Origin of the sequence: Allohahella sp. A8 (assembly GCF_047946665.1) — a bacterium.
GTDB lineage: Bacteria > Pseudomonadota > Gammaproteobacteria > Pseudomonadales > Oleiphilaceae > Allohahella.
In genome coordinates this window covers 187,860-204,499 of record NZ_CP172312.1, presented here as the reverse complement: position 1 = coordinate 204,499, position 16,640 = coordinate 187,860, and the positions used below count along the sequence as shown (strand labels likewise).

Sequence of the window (16,640 nt, the reverse complement as noted above, 5' to 3'; positions counted from 1 at the left end):
CAGTGATTCCTCTTTGAAGCTCGACGTACGCGATGTCCATAAGCGCTTTGGTAATCTTGAGGTACTCAAAGGTATCTCTCTCACCGCCAGCAGCGGTGACGTAATCTCGATGATAGGCTCATCGGGCTCCGGCAAGAGCACTTTCCTGCGCTGCATCAATCTGCTAGAGATTCCGACCTCGGGCGAACTGTATCTGAGTGGTGAGCAGGTGAAATTCACGCCCGCTTCTGATAACACCGAGCGCACGCCGAAAGACAGCAAGCAGGTGACTCGGCTTCGCGCGAAGCTCTCCATGGTCTTTCAGTCATTCAATCTCTGGTCTCATATGACAGTGATGGAAAACATTTGTGCCGCCCCAGTGCATGTGCTCGGCCTTTCGAAGAAGGAGGCACAGGCGCGGGCTGAACACTACCTGCAACAGGTAGGCATCTGGGAGCGAAAAGATTACTACCCTAACCATATGAGTGGTGGGCAGCAGCAGCGCGCAGCCATAGCGCGTGCGCTCGCCATGGAGCCCGAGGTCATGCTGTTTGATGAGCCGACATCAGCCCTGGATCCAGAGCTGGTTGGCGAAGTTCTGAAGGTGATGCGGAACCTCGCCGAAGAAGGGCGGACCATGATTGTGGTCACTCACGAGATGGCGTTCGCCAGAGATGTCTCGAACAAGGTTCTCTTTCTGCATGAAGGTCTTATCGAAGAAGAAGGCCATCCATCCAAGGTGCTGGTCAACCCGGAATCTGAACGGGTAAAGAATTTTCTGAGCCGTACCTATTAAGTCGCAGGCATGTCGGCAGAACCCTGGCACAGCCGAACAATCGGACAGCAATTATTTACAATGCTGTACCGATGAGCGTATTTTTGAAGGCTTGCGATCCTCAACCGCTAGATTAAAGGAAACATATATGAAAAGAATAAAATTCCTCGCAGGCGCCCTTTTGGCGACGTCTCTCGTGACTGGACCAGTCATGGCCAAAGAGTGGAAGGAAGTACGAATTGCAGTTGACGTGCCATATGAACCTTTCGAATTCAAGAAACCGGATGGCACGCTCACCGGGTTTGAGGTCGATCTTGGCAATGCCGTATGCGAAGACCAGAAATGGAAGTGCGAGTGGGTTATCCAGGCCTGGGATGGCATGATTCCCGGCCTGATGACTCGCAAGTTCGACGCCATCATGTCGTCGATGTCCATAACTGAGGAGCGTGCCAAGCAGGTTGCTTTCAGTGAGCCCTACTACAACACGCCAAGCGCGTGGTTCGGCAAGAATTCCAATAGCAAAATCGACGTAACGTCCAAGGATGCGCTCAAGGGCAAGACCATAGGCGCTCAGCGTGGCACGATTCAGGACGACTATATCACCAAGGAGTTCGGTGACGTCGCTGAAATCAAGCGCTATAGCACAGCAGACGACCTTGTGCTGGATCTCAAGGGCGGTCGCCTCGATCTCGTGTTCCTCGACTACCCTGTGGGTGATGAAACAGTGACGACCGATAAGAACTACGCTCAGATCGGCGAGCAAGTTAAGCTTGGTGACGGGATCGGTGTTGCATTGAGAAAGCGTGACAAGGACCTTGCAGAGGCCTTTAACAAGTCGCTTGCCAAGTTGAAGGAAAATGGCACTTACGACGAGATCATGAAGAAATACTTCGAATACGATATCAAGATGTAAGTAGCTCCGGCCGGTGATACCTTGTTGCCGGCCGGCACCCACCTGAAGCGAGCGTCATGTTCGAATATCTTTTTGACTTCAAGGGCTACGGCCCTGAGTTGCTGCGGGGCGCCTTTCTCACTGCGCAGCTGGCAGGACTTTCTCTGCTGCTAGCGCTGATTCTGGGACTGGCCGGAGCAGCTGCCAAGCTATCGTCGAGCAGAGCTGCGCGAGGCATTGCCTTGACCTACACCACGCTGATTCGGGGCGTACCCGACCTCGTCATGATGATGCTGATCTTCTACGGCGGTCAGGCGCTGCTCAACATGCTTTCTGACTATGTTTACAATCAGTGGGAAGTCGACTTTTTCATAAATGTCGATCAGTTCATTGCTGGCGTCCTCTCGATCGGCTTCATATTCGGCGCTTATATGGCGGAGACCTTTCGAGGTGCTTTCCTGGCGGTACCGGATGGACAGCTTGAGGCCGGCAGGGCTTACGGCATGAGCGAGTGGCAGGTGTTCTGGCGCATCATGGTGCCTCAGATGATCCGTCATGCCATTCCCGGTGTTGGCAACAACTGGCTCGTCATGTTGAAAACGACTGCACTGGTATCGATCATCGGGCTGACAGACATTGTCCGAGTTGCCAGTGAAGCATCGAAATCGTTACATCTGCCGTTCAAGTTTTTTATTCCCGTGGTGCTGTTCTATCTCCTCATGACACTGATATCTGAACTCTTCCTCAAATATCTGTCGCGACGTTACAGCGTCGGTGTGAGAGAGGCACTCTGATGGAATGGCTCGAAGGCCTGCTTGCAGGCAACGATATATTTACGCTCCGTACACTGTCCGAGTACGGGACTGGCCTGGTCAACACGCTGCAGCTGGTTGTTCTAGCGGTCCTGCTCGGGCTGGTGATGGCTTTGCCACTGGCACTGATGCGAGCTTCCAAGCGCTTCTGGATCAGTCAACCAGTACAGGTCTTTACCTATGTTTTCCGCGGCACACCTCTGCTCGTACAGCTGTACATCATTTATTACGGCTCCAGCTTCGTTCTGATCGATACGCCGCTCTGGTTCATTTTCAAGGACGCTTTCATTCCAGCGCTGCTGGCTTTCACGCTGAACACTGCGGCCTACACCACTGAAATTATTCGCGGTGCCATCGTTGCAACACCAGCCGGCGAGCTGGAAGCCGCCAAGGCGTATGGGATGAGTTACTGGACAAGGACGCGCTGTGTCGTCTTACCGAGCGCCTTTCGACGTGCCCTCCCCGCTTATACCAACGAAGTCATCTTCATGCTACACGCCAGTGCCGTGGCCTTTACGGTCACTATTCTCGATCTCACGGGCGCGGCGTATCTCATATACTCTCGGTTCTACACACCATTTTCAGCCTTCATCTTCGTGGCCTGTATTTACCTCTGCCTCACCTTTACGATCATAATGATTTTCCGCAAGATCGAGTTCAGGATGCTGGCTCATCTGCGGCCGCGAACGGAGACCTGACAATGGGGCAATTCCTGAGAGCAGCTCTAACACCGTTCGCGAACGATTTTCGCTGGATCGGTCACGGCATACTGGAATGGATGCCGTCCGAGCCGCAGACCTCGCCGAACGAAATCTTTGTGATCAGCGCGGGCATTCACGGCAACGAGACAGCACCTGTCGAACTCCTCGACCAGCTCGTGGAGGAGTTCCGGCAGTCCCCGGCCGGTGCTGCTGCACCCTGCCTGTTTCTACTCGGCAATATCGAGGCGATGCAGGTTCAGCAGCGCTTTCTTGGCACCAATTTAAACCGCCTGTTTGGGCCCGGCAGTGAAGCTGAAGCCGTTGTTGGCGGCAATACCGCGGAAGCGCTGGAGCAGCAGCGCGCCAGAATTCTGCAACTCGCCGTTCGCTGCTTTCAATCACGGTTCTCCAGCAGCACGATGGTACATCTGGACCTTCATACAGCAATTCGCCGCTCAGAGATCAGCAAATTCGCCATCCTGCCACCGGTCGAGCAGACGCCCGCCAGTTCGACTACGAAGCTCCTGAACCTGCTTCTGCAAGCAGCCGGCATGCAGGCTTGCGTGAGACATCAGGAATCAGGCACTACATTCAGCGGGTGGACAGCCAGGGAGTTTGGCGCAATTTCGGCAACACTCGAGTTGGGCCAGGTCAAGGCATTCGGCGCGAATGACCTGACATTGCTGAATGAACTGAAGCAGACTCTGCGAGCGTGCTGCAGTGCTGAAGCCAGGCAGAACAGAACAGTGCCTCAGGCGATCGAGCACTTCGCCAAAGGCCATGACATGACGAGATTCGTTGTCCATCATGAAATCGTGAGGACAAGCGAAGGCTTTGAATTACACGTGTCCGATGATGTCGCGAACTTTCATGCTTTACCGCAGGGTTTTCGGCTTTACAGCGCTGCGGGCGCCAGCTATGCAATCGACCATGCTGAGGCAAGAATCCTCTTTCCCAATCCGAAGGTGGAAATAGGTCATCGCGCCGGCTTGGTCGTCGTGCCTGCCGGCTCAGCTACTCAGCTAGCACAGGCAGACTGAACCAGAACAGACTGCCAGATTCGACAGCCGGATCGTTTTGTTTCGCAGGCTGATAACCGATACGCCCGCCATGTGCCTGCACGATGTTCTGACACAATGTGAGTCCTATGCCCATGCCCGTTTTCTTCGTCGTGAAAAACGGATTGAACAGAAAGGGTTGATTCTCCTCTGTTACGCCTGAGCCCCGATCCTCTATCTCGAAGTGCACATGATTATCGCCAGCTTTATCGTGATAAACCCTGAAGTGCACGGTATTGGACGCTGTACTCAGGCTGGCCTCCATGGCATTGCGTAGCAGGTTCAGCGCGACCTGCTGTATCTGAATTGCTTCGACCCGTAGCTCAGGCAAGCTTGGATCAATATCGACCTTCAGGGTCATCGCGTGCTGTTTGGCTTCGATGCCAGTAAGCTGGATGATGGCATCCGCCAGTTCTGTGGCAGAGAGGCGGGCCTTGCCTTCGGTAGGCTTGCGAACAAAATCCCTGATATGCTGGATGACATCACTGGCCCTCAGACTTTGCTGCTCTATTTTCTCCAGTGTCTCAGCAGCGGCCTCCAACTCCCGGGTGGCTGTGACCCGATTCTTCAGCGACACAAGCTGGCGACTGGCCAGCCGCGCGTAGTTCACGATTGCCGTTAGTGGCTGATTGACTTCGTGGGCAATACCAGCGGCCATCTCGCCCATCGTACTCAGTCGGGAGACATGCGTGAGCTGAGCACGCTGAGCCTCGAGCTTGAGGCGAGCCTGTTCGAGTTCGCGGTCCTGCGCCAGTTTGTCAGAAATATCCCTGAACACCACGACCGCGTGAGTAGAACTGGCCGAGTCCGGCACGATTGTCAGTTGGAAGGAGGCTGGAAAGAAGCCGCCCGCAGGTCGAAAGAAGAGGGCCTGTTCGACACGAATCGACTCATCATCGGCCATGGCCTTTTCTACATGCCGAATCATTCGCTCATGATCGAATTCAGTAGCGGCGCCACTACTCTGGCCTGGCACCGCACCACGCCCTGAAAACTGGAGCTCCACGAATCGCTGACCTAGCAGTGTATCCACTTCGCACTGATTGGCTCGACAGGCGGCCGGATTGGCGAAAATGATCTGGCCACTTTTATCGAGACCGTAGATACCTTCACCCATTGCTCGCAGAATCGAGCTGTTATCGATCAACAGCTCCTTGTTCTGTTGACCAAGGGCCTTTTCGAGCAAGCGCAGACGAAGATGGGTATCGACCCGGGCAATAACCTCCTTCACCTGGAAGGGCTTGGAAATATAGTCGACGCCGCCTAGTTCGAAACCGAGCACCTTGGCATCGGTATCGTCGAGGGCTGAAAGAAATACGACCGAAACAGACTCGGTAAGGCCATTCTGCTGGAGACGACGACAGACTTCATAACCATCCATGCCCGGCATCATGATATCCAGCAGGATGAGTTCCGGCTGCATCTTCTGCGCAATACTCAGTGCTTTCGCACCTGAATCGGCCACAAGCAATTTGTAGCCTCTGCCGTTCAGGGTTTCATACAGGATTTTCAGGTTGGCCGGATTGTCGTCGACCAGTAAGACCAGGCCTCTTGTGGTGTCAGTCTTCACGTGCAGTCATGACCATCTGCACGAGCTGCGCCAGTGAATGTGTGCCCATCTTCTGCATGACGCGCGAACGATGAATCTCCACGGTGCGCTGACTGATATTAAGGTCGATGGCAATGACCTTGTTCGCATTCCCCGCAATCATCAGATCCATGATTTCGGTTTCACGCGGAGTGAGCGATGCAATCTTCTTCTGCAGCAGCGTCTTCTCTTCGTTCTTCCCATGCCCGGCCTGCTCGAGTCGAATCGCTTCGCGGACTTTGCTGAGCAACTCCTCTTCCTGGTATGGCTTCTGGATGAAATCCAGTGCACCTGACTTGATAGCTTCGACGGCGAGGGGTACGTCGCCATGGCCGGTGACGAATATGACCGGTAGCCGGCACTGACGCTTGATCAGCTCGCCATGTAACTCCATGCCCGTCATGCCGGGCATCCTGATATCAAGGATGGCACAGCCACGCAGCTGTTCTACCTTGAGCTTCAGGAAATCACTGGGGCTCGCATAAGAATCGGCTTCGTAGCCTTCAGCGCGAAGCAGGAGAACCAGCGAGTCCCGTACGGCATCGTCATCTTCGACCACATAGACCCTGACTGGCTCTCCGCTGAGGCCCGGGCCGTTCGGGCGCAATCCATCCGGACGCGATCCATTTACACTTTCCTGTGCATTTGTGGTCATGTCATTTACTCTCCAGTAAGGTCTGCATATCGGGCACCAGCAACTGTGGATCTACCCGCGCTTTTTTCCAGTTCATTCGCCAATCGAGGTGCGGTCCGGTGACTCGCCCGGTCGCACCGACCTCGGCGATGGGCTCCCCCTGCTCGACCCGCTGCCCCGTCTTCACCAGCACCTTGCTCAGATGCAGGAAACTCGAGGTCACCTCGTAGCCGTGATTCATGATAACGGTGCCACCAGAATAATAGAGATCCGGGCTGGCCAACACCACGATGCCGGCAGCTGGCGCCTTGACAACCGTCCCCGTTGGCACGGCCACATCGACGCCAAAATGGGGCCTGCTGGGATTGCCATTATACCAGCGCTGACTACCGTAAACGCCACTTATCGGCCCCAGGACCGGCCATACGAATTCATCGAAGACGGCATCGTGAGCGACACTCTTGAGCCGCGCGTTGGCGACAAGCGTGACCTCCTGACGTATACGCTTCAGCACTTCCGGTGCCGGCGCCACGTATTTGTGTTCGATACCTTCGACGCGCTGTTCTGCATAAGTTCGCTCCGGAAGAACGAAGCTGTGCGTTGACGTCTTGCCATCGGCGCTAGTGAAGGTCAATGTATGTTTGCCTGGGGCATCGCGATCGAATCCGAAAACGAATTCACCAGACTTGCTGATTTCGAGTGCTTCACCATTCAGGCTGACTTTCGCATCGGGGCTGACCTTGCCACGAACCAGAGCACCCTGCAGCATCTGATCGCGGAGACCAAAAACGGCCCGTATGTCCGCTTGGGGTGTCGTGACAGCACGCTCGTCTGCCATGGCCTGCCCCGGAGCGATCGCAGCCATGACCATGACGAGCAAAGCTGTTGCGAAGAATGAAGTCCGGGCCGAAATCAAATTGAGAGACATAGGCATAATGGCTTTGGAAAGAGAATTGCTGTTGGGACGAAACGAGCTACAGCATATTGCATTGTCCGGCGGTGATGTTCAACTCCGCACGGCTGTGCTGGCGGCGGCCGATGCTGACACGGTTTTCACGCAGCTCATGAACGAGCTCGCGTGGCGACAGGATCAGATCATGATTCACGGTCGTGTGCTCAGCATACCAAGGCTGCAGGCCTGGTACGGTGAACCACACTGCATCTATACCTACTCGGGCACGACACTGGCACCAAAACCTATGCCGCCTTTATTGCAAGGGCTGGCCTCCCTGAGTGCGAGAATCAGTGGTGCGGCCTTCAACTGCGTGCTTTGCAATCTTTATCGCGACGGTGAAGACAGCATGGGTTGGCATGCCGACAACGAGCCAGAGCTCGGCACGGAGCCCGCTATCGCGTCCTGGTCGTTTGGCGCTATTCGACGCTTTCACATGAAGCCAATCTCACGTGCAGGGCAATCGTCTGAGCTGCTTCCGGCAGACCATCGCATTCGACTGGACCTGCCGCACAACTCACTGCTGATCATGCGGGGCGCAACTCAGCAGAATTGGCAGCACAGGATATCGAAATCCCGCAGAGTCGACACAGCCCGCATCAATCTCACCTTTCGCTATATTGGCGAGGCAGATGCAGGCTCTACGTGAGCCTTCTCGATCTCACGCATACGCGCAATTCTGTTGCGCACACGCTCATAGACTTCTTCATAGCCAGGCACCGAGGTATCGCTCAGCAACAATTCGAGTACATGCTCGACCCGGTCGACGGCGTATATGTGAAACTTGCCGGCCCTGCAGGCTGCGAGCACTTCATCCGCGAGCATCAGATTTCGTGCATTCTGCCGCGGAATGATTACACCTTGTGTGCCGGTAAGACCTTGCAGGCGACAAGTGTCGAAGAAGCCTTCGATTTTTTCATTCACACCACCGATAGGCTGAGCATCGCCAAACTGGTTCATTGATCCGGTAATAGCGAGATCCTGCCTGACCGGCATGCCCGACATGGCGCTGATGAGCGCACAGAACTCGGCCATTGAGGCGCTGTCGCCATCAACTTCATGATAGGACTGCTCGAAAGTGAGGCTCGTCGACAGTGGTATCGGCCCGTCCTGGGCGAACAGGGTCGATAGATAGGCCTTGAGAATCATCATACCTTTCGAGTGAATGGCCCCAGCGAGCTTCACATCCCGCTCGATATCGACGATGCTGCCATCGCCAAAATATGTGGTGGCCGTCAGTCGTGACGTCACGCCGAATTCCTGATCGCCAGTGGTCAACACCGAGAGCGCGTTCACCTGCCCAACAGTGGCGCCGCGCGTGCTCAGCATCGTAGCGCCATCACGGATACCCTCGAACACCTGGTCACGAATGCGTCCGGCACGATATCTCGCATTGCTGAGCGCCTGTTTGACGTCGTCAAGACCTATGATGTTGTGTTCAGCCCGTTGCGCGCAGTAGTTCGCTTCACGCAGCAAATTGGCCACATCCGCCGCATGCAGGCTCAGTTTGTTCTGATGCGCCGCTTCCCGAGCACTCTGTTCGATGATCTTCATCACAGCGGCCCGATCGCAGTTGAGCAGGCCTTTTTCCTTGATCAGCCCCGCGATGAAGCGCGCATACTGAAGTTGTGTTTCCTCGGTACGATCGATCTCGGTTTCAAAGTCGGCGACCACTTTGAAGAGCTCGATGAAATCTGGATCGTAACGCTGCAGCAACAGGTAGGTGTCCCTATCGCCGAACAGAATGATCTTGAGATCCGCAGGTATGGTCTCAGGCTCAAGTGAGATAGTGCCTGAAATCGAAATCTCCTTCTCCAGCGCGTGGATGCCGATTTTCCCGGAACGCATCAGGCGCTTCAGTGCTTCCCACACAAAGGGCTGTTCGAGAAGCTTTACCGCGTCGATAAGAAGATAACCACCGTTGGCACGGTGCACAGAGCCTGGTCTGATCAGCGTAAAGTCAGTAAAGACTGTACCCTTGAAGGTTATGTTTTCGACGGCGCCAAACAGGTTGTGGTAGTTGGGATTGTCTTCAACAAGTATGGGCACACTTTCATTTTTGTCGTGATGAACAAACGCGTTGATCTGATAACGCCTCGGCAGCTTGTTATCCATAGTGGCGGCAGCCAGTGCATTGGCTTCTTCCGAATCGTCGAGGAAAAGATCGATATTCTTCAGAATGTCCTGCTGAATCGCGTCCAGATGATCCACAACCTCCTTATGCTCGCGATATGTCTGCTTCACGCTATCGATGAGATGCTGACTCACGTTGAGCGCGACCTCTTCGTTCAGTTGCTGCTGACGCTCGGCATAATCCTGCTCGCGAGAAGCAAGCTGCCGCAGAGTCTTGCGAAGTCGCTTCTCCAGCTTGACGATCTTGGCCTCAATGGCCAGCTGCTCCTCATCAGACAGCGCTGAAAATACTTCCGCCGACATCGGCTCATCGCCATCCGCGGCGACCAGACGGTAACCACCTGGTGTGGCAATCGTGAGCGAAACACCCTGGCGCCGGGCTGAGCGTCCGATTGTAGACAGTGCCTTTTCCTGACGCTGCGCTAGCTCATTCTTGAGCTTCTCCGAACGCTCGAAATACGACTCGTTCTCGAAGGCCTGGGGAATGTTCTTGTAAAGACGATTCAGCAGTTGCTCAACATCGCTCTTCAGTTTTTGCCCCATTCCGACAGGCAATCGCAGTACACGCGGCACTCTTGGGTCTTCGAAGCTGTTGACATAACACCAGTCACTCAGCTTCCCCGACCCGGGTGAATGTTCGGCGAGGTAGCGTTCGATCATCGTGCGCTTCCCAAGACCACTACTACCGACGGCAAAGATGTTATAGCCAGATTCAGCCATGGCAATAGCGAACGAAAGTGCGTCCTTCGCTCTATTCTGGCCAAGTATACCGTTCAGACTTGAAAGAGAGGCCGTGGTTTTGAAGCGTAGCGACTTTGGATCGCAGGGCTTGTACAGATCAGCTGGATCGAGGGATTTGGTATGCATAGCTATCAGATGTACCGCCAGAATGAGAGCGTAGAGGCAGGCTGGGCAGGGGCCTGTTGGATTGAGAGGAAAATAGCAGCCATCAGACGGAGCCACAACCAGGCACCGCTAAAGTATTCTGTTTTCCCGCCGATATATGAATTAGAAGACCATCGTCTGTGCTGAACAACAGCAGCGACTGCATACACATATCAAGCAATGGAGGGTAGACATGTTTCCAATCGACTCACGTAACAAGCCCTCTGCGGCGCCGGCGCCGACACCAGACGCCTACAGATCGAACCGAATCAAACAGCCACAGGAAGTAATACCTGTCGACACCAATGAGCCTGCCGAAGAGGAACGCCGCCGGCGACCTGAACGTCGCTTCAATACAAGGCGTTATGAAGGCAAAGAGCGACGGCGAAAGGTTGACCGGCGGCGCCCGGAACTACTCGACGCTCGCTATGGTCGTCCTGAGCGCCTGAACGATCGCCGTGGCGCGAAAATTGACGTCACTGTATAAATTGCACGCAGCCAGTCGGGAACCTTCGCATTCCTTTGTATTTTTTTGTAAACTCCATCCATCTTCAAGGCAGACGCTGGGGCGGCTTCAAACTTACATAATGCACGAATTCAATTTCAGGCAGCAGCTCGAACGACGCATCAAACGACGTCACGATACAGACGAACTCAGGGTTATTGCTGCTCCGAAAGGGTTTTTCGGATTCACCAAGCAGGCTCGCGAAGTCGACTGTTTTGACTTCAATCGTTACGGTATGGCAATAGGATTCCCCGGGAAACTGAAGGTCGGCGATCGTCTCAGCTTTAGCTTCACAGCAAAGTACGTCAACGAAAAAGCGATTACTGGCAGAGTCGCGAATGTTGATGGTGAGGCCGTCACGACGCCCGGTGTCACGCGTGTAGGCATTACGTTCGACTGCTGGGCTTCGGAAAAGAACTATGATCGCGCCGTCGATAACGCTCTTGCGCGAATCGAACGCATCTTTAGTGAAAGTAATCAGCAGACCACCAAGGCTGAAAGCTAGCGGGTCAGACTAGACCAGGCTACTTGGTCGGAGCCCAACGCTTGGCGGCAAGATCGTCACTTTCCTTGGATGCCACCCAACGCTCGCCACGGGTGCCAATTTCCTTCTTCCAGAACGGCGCCTCGGTCTTGAGTAGATCCATGATGTAAGCACAGGCGTCGAATGCCGCTTGGCGATGAGACGAGGCTACAGAGACTATGACCACCACCTCACCAAGCTCGATTCTTCCAACACGATGAAGAATTGAAATGGCCAGCAGTGGCCAACGGTCGGCTGCGGTTCCAGCTATCTGACGGAGCGAGCGCTCCGTCATCCCGGGATAGTGCTCCAGATCGAGGGCCACAACATCACTGCCGTCACCATAATCCCGCACCAGACCTTCGAAGCTGCATATCGCACCGAGAGAGGCTGAGTCCCGCTTCAAACCCGCCCTGAAGGACGAGCCCGAGGTAGCGCTATCAATGGGTGCAGGACCAACCTCTACGTGGATATGCACGGACTACCTCATCAGACAGCGGCTTCGGCTTCGGCTTCAGGCACTGCTTTTGGACCTGTAGGCTTGGGGAGGAGCTTGTCCCGAATCTTGCCTTCGATTTCGGCCAGCATTTCAGGGTTTTCCTCAAGGAACTTGGCCGCATTGGCCTTGCCCTGACCAATCTTGTCACCGTTATAGCTATACCAAGCACCAGCTTTGTCGACCAAGCCTTCCTTCACACCAAGGTCTACTACCTCACCTGTGCGATAGATGCCACGACCGTAGAGAATCTGGAACTCAGTCTGACGGAACGGCGGACTGACCTTGTTCTTGACAACCTTCACACGGGTTTCATTACCGACAACCTCGTCGCCTTCCTTCACTGCACCGATGCGACGAATATCCAGTCGAACTGAGGCATAAAACTTCAAGGCGTTACCACCGGTAGTGGTTTCAGGCGAACCGAACATGACACCAATCTTCATTCTGATCTGGTTGATGAATACCATCAGAACATTGGCCTGCTTGACGTTACCGGTCAGCTTTCTGAGTGCCTGAGACATCAGTCGAGCTTGCAGGCCCACGTGTGAATCGCCCATCTCGCCTTCGATCTCGGCCTTGGGAGTGAGTGCTGCGACGGAGTCGATGACGATGACGTCGACCGCACCAGATCGCACCAGCATATCGGCGATCTCAAGTGCTTGCTCGCCGGTATCCGGCTGCGAGACCAGCAGATCATCAATATTAACGCCAAGCTTCTCCGCATACACCGGGTCGAGCGCGTGTTCGGCATCGATAAAGGCGCAGGTCTTCCCTTTTTTCTGCGCCTCCGCAATCACCTGGAGCGTTAGCGTCGTCTTACCGGAACTTTCCGGACCGTAGATTTCGACTATACGTCCATAAGGCAGCCCGCCTATACCGAGTGCAATATCGAGTCCGAGAGAGCCGGTAGAGACTGAAGGCATAGCCTCCCTGGGCTTTTCACCCATGCGCATGACCGCGCCTTTACCATACTGTCGTTCGATCTGACTCAGCGCTGCGGTAAGCGCCTTCTTGCGATTATCATCCATTCTTGATTTCACCTTTGTTTAATTGAGGTTAGCCAACAGCGGGGGTTCAGTGCCCTCTATTGGCCAGACAGTAGCCAGCCGGTACGCCGACCATTCTGCGTCCATGCAGTATGTCGCCAGAGCAATACTGTATAAAACAACAGCAGTATGTCACAGGACAATTCAGCCACGCAAGCCTGCCCGAATTGATTTGCCGATAATTCAGGCCTTCGTGTCCTGTTGCTGTACTGCCTATAAATTCTGCAGCAGTCTGTGCAACTTTGCCAGGCTGTACACAATGGTCTGTTCGCGCACAGCTGACCGGTCGCCGCTGAAGACCTGGCGTTCGGTCACGGTTCCCTTGGGCAGGCACCACCCGAAGCAGACCGTTCCAACTGGCTTCTCTGCTGTTCCGCCACCAGGTCCTGCGATACCACTCACCGATAGCGCCACTTCCGCGCCCGCGCGTCGTGCGGCACCCTCCGCCATGGCGGCAGCGACAGGCTCACTCACTGCTCCGTTATCTCTCAGCAGCTGCGGCGCAACATCGAGCATAGCGGTCTTCGCGGAGTTGCTGTACACGATGAAACCCTGCTCGAACCAGGCGGAGCTGCCAGCCACGCTTGTCAATGCATAGCCGATACCACCTGCAGTGCACGACTCCGCGACAGTCACTTGCCATTGCAGCTTTTGCAACATGGTGCCGATCGACGCTAGTAACTCAAGTTCGGGAAGCTTTATACTGAGCCGCTGGGCAGCATCATAAGATTCGTTCTCCATAATATGCAGTCCTTCAGAGAAGTTCAGTGGCGCATCTGCCACTCTTGGACATTCTGCCTTCGGCACCAACGCCGGTCAAAAATCGCTCAGCTTTATCCCGGAAATCAATGACAACGACCACTCAGACAGCCTCTCACCGCGAGTCAGATGGCTCATCGATCAGCGCTTCGAACCCCACAGCACATGCAGCGGCACTATCGCAGCATACCCCGATGATGCAGCAGTTTCTGCGTATAAAAGCAGAGCACCCCGATCAGTTCCTGTTTTACCGGATGGGTGATTTCTACGAGCTGTTTTTCGACGATGCTCTACAGGTCTCGGCCATCCTGGACATTACCCTGACGCATCGCGGACAGTCGGCTGGCAAGCCCATTCCTATGGCTGGCGTCCCCTATCACGCTGCCGAAGCTTACCTCGCAAAGCTTGTGAAACTCGGGCACAGCGTAGTCATCTGTGAGCAGGTAGGCCAGCCAGGCGAAGGGAAAGGTCCTGTTGAGCGGAAGGTTGCGCGCACCGTGACGCCTGGCACCCTGACGGACGATGCTTTTCTCGATGAGCGCAGCGACAACATCATTGTCTCGGTTCACGCCCGGCCCGCAGCGAAAGCTTCTGGCAGTGAAAGAAGTCTGATCTATGGCATTGCGATGCTGGACGTGAGCACTGCCCGTTTCAGTCTGCAGGAAGTCGACTCACTCGTGGCTGTGGCTGATGAGCTCGGCCGATTGCGGCCATCGGAACTTCTGCTCAACGAAAGTGGTGCCCTCGCTGAAGCGGGCGGCAGTCTGCTGCGCCAGCAAATACTCCGGACCACTGTGCGGAAACTACCCGAATGGCACTTCGATGAGACGACCTGCGAACGAATGCTTTGCGAACAACTGGGCGTTCTGCATCTGGACGGGTATGGCTGCAGTGACAAACCTGCGGCCATCTCGGCAGCTGGGGCGCTACTTCACTACGTTAGGGAGACCCAGCAGAATGCCCTGCCACATATCTGCACACTGGTAACCGAGCGCCACGATGACGCCATTCTCATCGATGCTGCTACGCGACGAAATCTTGAGATAGACCAGACAAGCAGTGGCGAATTCCGCCACTCCCTGTGCTGGGCACTCGACACGACCTCGGGCGTGATGGGCGCCAGATTACTGAAGCGGCTTCTGAACCGGCCTTTGCGTGATCCTGTAGCTATCGGAGAGCGCCATGATGCGGTGGCAGCTTTGTTGGTGCGACAGCGTTTTGAAGACGTGCGTGAAGTACTCAAAGGCATCGGGGACATGGAGCGGGTCCTGACACGGATCGCGCTCGGATCCGCCCGCCCGAGGGACCTCGTACGCCTGCGTGATGCATTGGGCAGGATTCCTGCCCTTCACAGCACGCTGCATTGGAATACCGCAGATGAAGGTGAAATGCCCTCTCTGCTGAACGGCCTGATGCGGGCCGCACAACCACTGCCAGAGCTATGCGCAGTGCTCGAAGCGGCGATTGAGGACAACCCGCCGGTTGTCATTCGCGATGGCGGTGTGCTTCGTGACAGCTTCGATGAAGAGCTAGCCGAACTGCGTGCCCTCGGCAACAATGCCAGTGACCAGCTCCTGGCCATCGAGACCCGCGAGCGGGAGAGAACGAAGCTTTCCAGCCTCAAGGTCGGCTATAACCGTGTTCACGGGTATTACATTGAAATGAGCCGATCGCAAGCCGACCAGGCTCCAGCTGATTATGTTCGCCGTCAGACCCTGAAGAACACCGAACGCTTCATCACGCCCGAGCTCAAGCTGTTTGAAGACAAAGCGCTTGGCGCGAAGAGCAAGGCGCTCAGTCGCGAAAAGATGCTGTACGAAGCGCTGATTGCGGATATCGCCACCCAACTGCAACAGTTACAGTCATGTGCTGCTGCGATTGCCATGATCGATGTGCTGGCCTGCTTCGCCGAGCGCGCGCACCAGCTGAACCTGGTTCGACCCGAGTTCACCGAGACGCAGCAAATCTGCATCGATGCGGGCAGGCATCTGGTTGTTGAGGCGGTGTCGTCCGAGGCATTCGTGCCTAACGGCATCAAGCTCGATTCCGAGCGCTCGATGTGCATCATTACCGGGCCGAACATGGGGGGTAAGTCAACCTTCATGCGTCAGACGGCGCTGGTTGTCCTGCTCGCATGCTGCGGCTGTTTCGTCCCAGCGCGTGCTGCTGTACTTGGGCCGATAGACCGCATCTTCACCCGCATGGGCGCTTCAGACGATACCGCGTCAGGTCGATCGACCTTCATGGTTGAAATGACTGAAACCGCCAATATTCTCAACACCGCGACCAGTCAAAGTCTTGTGCTGCTCGATGAAATCGGTCGCGGTACCAGCACCTACGATGGCCTGGCGTTGGCCTGGGCGGTAATTGAACACCTCCACGACAAGGTGGGCTGCCTCACCTTATTCGCCACCCACTATTTCGAGCTCACCAAACTGGATGCAGCGCATAAGGGCATTCATAACCTGCATCTGGCTGCCGTTGAGTACCGGGAAGACATCGTATTTCAACATAAGGTGCTCGAGGGTCCGGCTAGTCGAAGCTACGGTATTCAGGTCGCAAAGCTCGCCGGCGTACCACCCGCCGTTCTCGCATTTGCGAGAACCCGGCTGAAAGCCCTCGAGGAACAGGGTCGTCATGATGCGAGTGGCGGTGCGGACGTATGGCAGCACGAACTCTTCCCGGCCACCGGCAGTAGCGGCTCAGCATCTGCCGAGATAGGGCGCGACCGTTTGGAGCCATCAGCTCCGGCCGATCCCCGACTGGCCGAACTTGAGGCACTGCTGGACGCCACAGATCCTGATGAACTATCGCCGAAAGAAGCGCTGGCCTTGCTCTACACCATGAAAAACCTCAAGAGCGACTGCCTTGAGCGTTCAAATCATCTACAATAGCCGCA

General features: G+C 55.3%; 16 protein-coding genes. 9 read left to right on the top strand and 7 right to left on the bottom strand.

Annotation, left to right across the window (positions count from 1 at the left end):
- Window positions 1-13: 13 nt before the first annotated feature.
- The 5 genes from ACH3PB_RS00925 (at window position 14) to ACH3PB_RS00905 (ending at window position 4,199) form a co-directional block, all read left to right on the top strand.
- Complete coding sequence (locus tag ACH3PB_RS00925; RefSeq protein WP_416399495.1) at window positions 14-775, top strand: ABC transporter ATP-binding protein; 762 nt, start codon at window positions 14-16, stop codon at window positions 773-775.
- Between the two features lie 127 nt (window positions 776-902).
- Complete coding sequence (locus tag ACH3PB_RS00920; protein ID WP_416397593.1) at window positions 903-1,667, top strand: transporter substrate-binding domain-containing protein; 765 nt, start codon at window positions 903-905, stop codon at window positions 1,665-1,667.
- Between the two features lie 56 nt (window positions 1,668-1,723).
- On the top strand, window positions 1,724-2,440 hold the full coding sequence (locus ACH3PB_RS00915) for an ABC transporter permease (protein WP_416397592.1): 717 nt from the start codon (window positions 1,724-1,726) through the stop codon (window positions 2,438-2,440).
- Window positions 2,440-3,156 (top strand): ABC transporter permease, encoded by a 717-nt coding sequence (locus ACH3PB_RS00910; protein ID WP_416397591.1) that lies wholly within the window; start codon window positions 2,440-2,442, stop codon window positions 3,154-3,156. The genes ACH3PB_RS00915 and ACH3PB_RS00910 overlap by 1 nt, the downstream gene beginning before the upstream one ends.
- A 2-nt stretch (window positions 3,157-3,158) precedes the next feature.
- Entirely contained in the window at window positions 3,159-4,199 is a 1,041-nt protein-coding gene (locus ACH3PB_RS00905; protein ID WP_416397590.1) for a succinylglutamate desuccinylase, read from the top strand.
- Here the strand turns inward: ACH3PB_RS00905 and ACH3PB_RS00900 are convergent.
- From ACH3PB_RS00900 to ACH3PB_RS00890, 3 genes are read right to left on the bottom strand one after another with little or no spacing between them, the layout of a single operon-like run.
- A complete protein-coding gene (locus ACH3PB_RS00900) occupies window positions 4,174-5,787 on the bottom strand; it encodes a response regulator (RefSeq protein WP_416397589.1) in 1,614 nt (537 codons plus the stop codon). The two genes, ACH3PB_RS00905 and ACH3PB_RS00900, sit on opposite strands and share 26 nt — an antisense overlap.
- Complete coding sequence (locus ACH3PB_RS00895) at window positions 5,777-6,460, bottom strand: response regulator transcription factor (RefSeq protein WP_416397588.1); 684 nt, start codon at window positions 6,458-6,460, stop codon at window positions 5,777-5,779. Before ACH3PB_RS00895 ends, ACH3PB_RS00900 begins: the two co-directional genes overlap by 11 nt.
- Before the next feature lies 1 nt (window position 6,461).
- The gene (locus ACH3PB_RS00890; RefSeq protein ID WP_416397587.1) at window positions 6,462-7,367 is read right to left on the bottom strand and encodes a M23 family metallopeptidase; all 906 of its coding nucleotides are present in this window, start codon (window positions 7,365-7,367) and stop codon (window positions 6,462-6,464) included.
- 7 nt (window positions 7,368-7,374) lie between these two features.
- Here ACH3PB_RS00890 and ACH3PB_RS00885 point away from each other — a divergent pair, with 7 nt between their 5' ends.
- Window positions 7,375-8,040: an alpha-ketoglutarate-dependent dioxygenase AlkB family protein gene (locus tag ACH3PB_RS00885; protein WP_416397586.1), complete on the top strand. Its 666-nt coding sequence runs from the start codon at window positions 7,375-7,377 to the stop codon at window positions 8,038-8,040.
- On the opposite strand, the gene ACH3PB_RS00880 is transcribed toward ACH3PB_RS00885, so the two are convergent.
- Window positions 8,007-10,391 carry a Lon protease family protein gene (locus tag ACH3PB_RS00880; protein WP_416397585.1) on the bottom strand — a complete coding sequence of 795 codons (2,385 nt, stop codon included), beginning with the start codon at window positions 10,389-10,391 and terminating at the stop codon, window positions 8,007-8,009. The two genes, ACH3PB_RS00885 and ACH3PB_RS00880, sit on opposite strands and share 34 nt — an antisense overlap.
- A gap of 211 nt (window positions 10,392-10,602) precedes the next feature.
- On the opposite strand from ACH3PB_RS00880, the gene ACH3PB_RS00875 reads away from it, so the two are divergent.
- The gene (locus tag ACH3PB_RS00875) at window positions 10,603-10,896 is read left to right on the top strand and encodes a hypothetical protein (RefSeq protein ID WP_416397584.1); all 294 of its coding nucleotides are present in this window, start codon (window positions 10,603-10,605) and stop codon (window positions 10,894-10,896) included.
- 100 nt (window positions 10,897-10,996) lie between these two features.
- Window positions 10,997-11,419: a hypothetical protein gene (locus tag ACH3PB_RS00870; protein WP_416397583.1), complete on the top strand. Its 423-nt coding sequence runs from the start codon at window positions 10,997-10,999 to the stop codon at window positions 11,417-11,419.
- Window positions 11,420-11,438: 19 nt separating this feature from the next.
- On the opposite strand, the gene ACH3PB_RS00865 is transcribed toward ACH3PB_RS00870, so the two are convergent.
- The 3 genes from ACH3PB_RS00865 to ACH3PB_RS00855 all read right to left on the bottom strand — a co-directional run bounded on the left by ACH3PB_RS00865 (window position 11,439) and on the right by ACH3PB_RS00855 (window position 13,723).
- A complete protein-coding gene (locus ACH3PB_RS00865; RefSeq protein ID WP_416397582.1) occupies window positions 11,439-11,915 on the bottom strand; it encodes a molybdenum cofactor biosynthesis protein MoaE in 477 nt (158 codons plus the stop codon).
- 11 nt (window positions 11,916-11,926) lie between these two features.
- A complete protein-coding gene (gene recA, locus ACH3PB_RS00860; RefSeq protein ID WP_416397581.1) occupies window positions 11,927-12,964 on the bottom strand; it encodes a recombinase RecA in 1,038 nt (345 codons plus the stop codon).
- 231 nt (window positions 12,965-13,195) lie between these two features.
- The gene (locus ACH3PB_RS00855) at window positions 13,196-13,723 is read right to left on the bottom strand and encodes a CinA family protein (RefSeq protein ID WP_416397580.1); all 528 of its coding nucleotides are present in this window, start codon (window positions 13,721-13,723) and stop codon (window positions 13,196-13,198) included.
- Window positions 13,724-13,830: 107 nt separating this feature from the next.
- Between ACH3PB_RS00855 and mutS the strand changes: the two genes are divergently transcribed.
- Window positions 13,831-16,635, top strand: coding sequence for a DNA mismatch repair protein MutS (gene mutS, locus ACH3PB_RS00850; protein ID WP_416397579.1), 2,805 nt, complete (start codon window positions 13,831-13,833; stop codon window positions 16,633-16,635).
- The last annotated feature ends 5 nt before the right edge of the window (window positions 16,636-16,640 follow it).

What these genes read in the sequence shown, in the direction of transcription:
- ACH3PB_RS00920 (WP_416397593.1), top strand. Translation starts at nt 903, where the DNA reads ATGAAAAGAATAAAATTCCTCGCAGGCGCCCTTTTGGCGACGTCTCTC.
- ACH3PB_RS00915 (WP_416397592.1), top strand. Translation starts at nt 1,724, where the DNA reads ATGTTCGAATATCTTTTTGACTTCAAGGGCTACGGCCCTGAGTTGCTG.
- ACH3PB_RS00910 (WP_416397591.1), top strand. Translation starts at nt 2,440, where the DNA reads ATGGAATGGCTCGAAGGCCTGCTTGCAGGCAACGATATATTTACGCTC.
- ACH3PB_RS00905 (WP_416397590.1), top strand. Translation starts at nt 3,159, where the DNA reads ATGGGGCAATTCCTGAGAGCAGCTCTAACACCGTTCGCGAACGATTTT.
- ACH3PB_RS00895 (WP_416397588.1), bottom strand. Translation starts at nt 6,460, where the DNA reads ATGACCACAAATGCACAGGAAAGTGTAAATGGATCGCGTCCGGATGGA.
- ACH3PB_RS00890 (WP_416397587.1), bottom strand. Translation starts at nt 7,367, where the DNA reads ATGTCTCTCAATTTGATTTCGGCCCGGACTTCATTCTTCGCAACAGCT.
- ACH3PB_RS00885 (WP_416397586.1), top strand. Translation starts at nt 7,375, where the DNA reads ATGGCTTTGGAAAGAGAATTGCTGTTGGGACGAAACGAGCTACAGCAT.
- ACH3PB_RS00880 (WP_416397585.1), bottom strand. Translation starts at nt 10,391, where the DNA reads ATGCATACCAAATCCCTCGATCCAGCTGATCTGTACAAGCCCTGCGAT.
- ACH3PB_RS00875 (WP_416397584.1), top strand. Translation starts at nt 10,603, where the DNA reads ATGTTTCCAATCGACTCACGTAACAAGCCCTCTGCGGCGCCGGCGCCG.
- ACH3PB_RS00870 (WP_416397583.1), top strand. Translation starts at nt 10,997, where the DNA reads ATGCACGAATTCAATTTCAGGCAGCAGCTCGAACGACGCATCAAACGA.
- recA (WP_416397581.1), bottom strand. Translation starts at nt 12,964, where the DNA reads ATGGATGATAATCGCAAGAAGGCGCTTACCGCAGCGCTGAGTCAGATC.
- ACH3PB_RS00855 (WP_416397580.1), bottom strand. Translation starts at nt 13,723, where the DNA reads ATGGAGAACGAATCTTATGATGCTGCCCAGCGGCTCAGTATAAAGCTT.
- mutS (WP_416397579.1), top strand. Translation starts at nt 13,831, where the DNA reads ATGACAACGACCACTCAGACAGCCTCTCACCGCGAGTCAGATGGCTCA.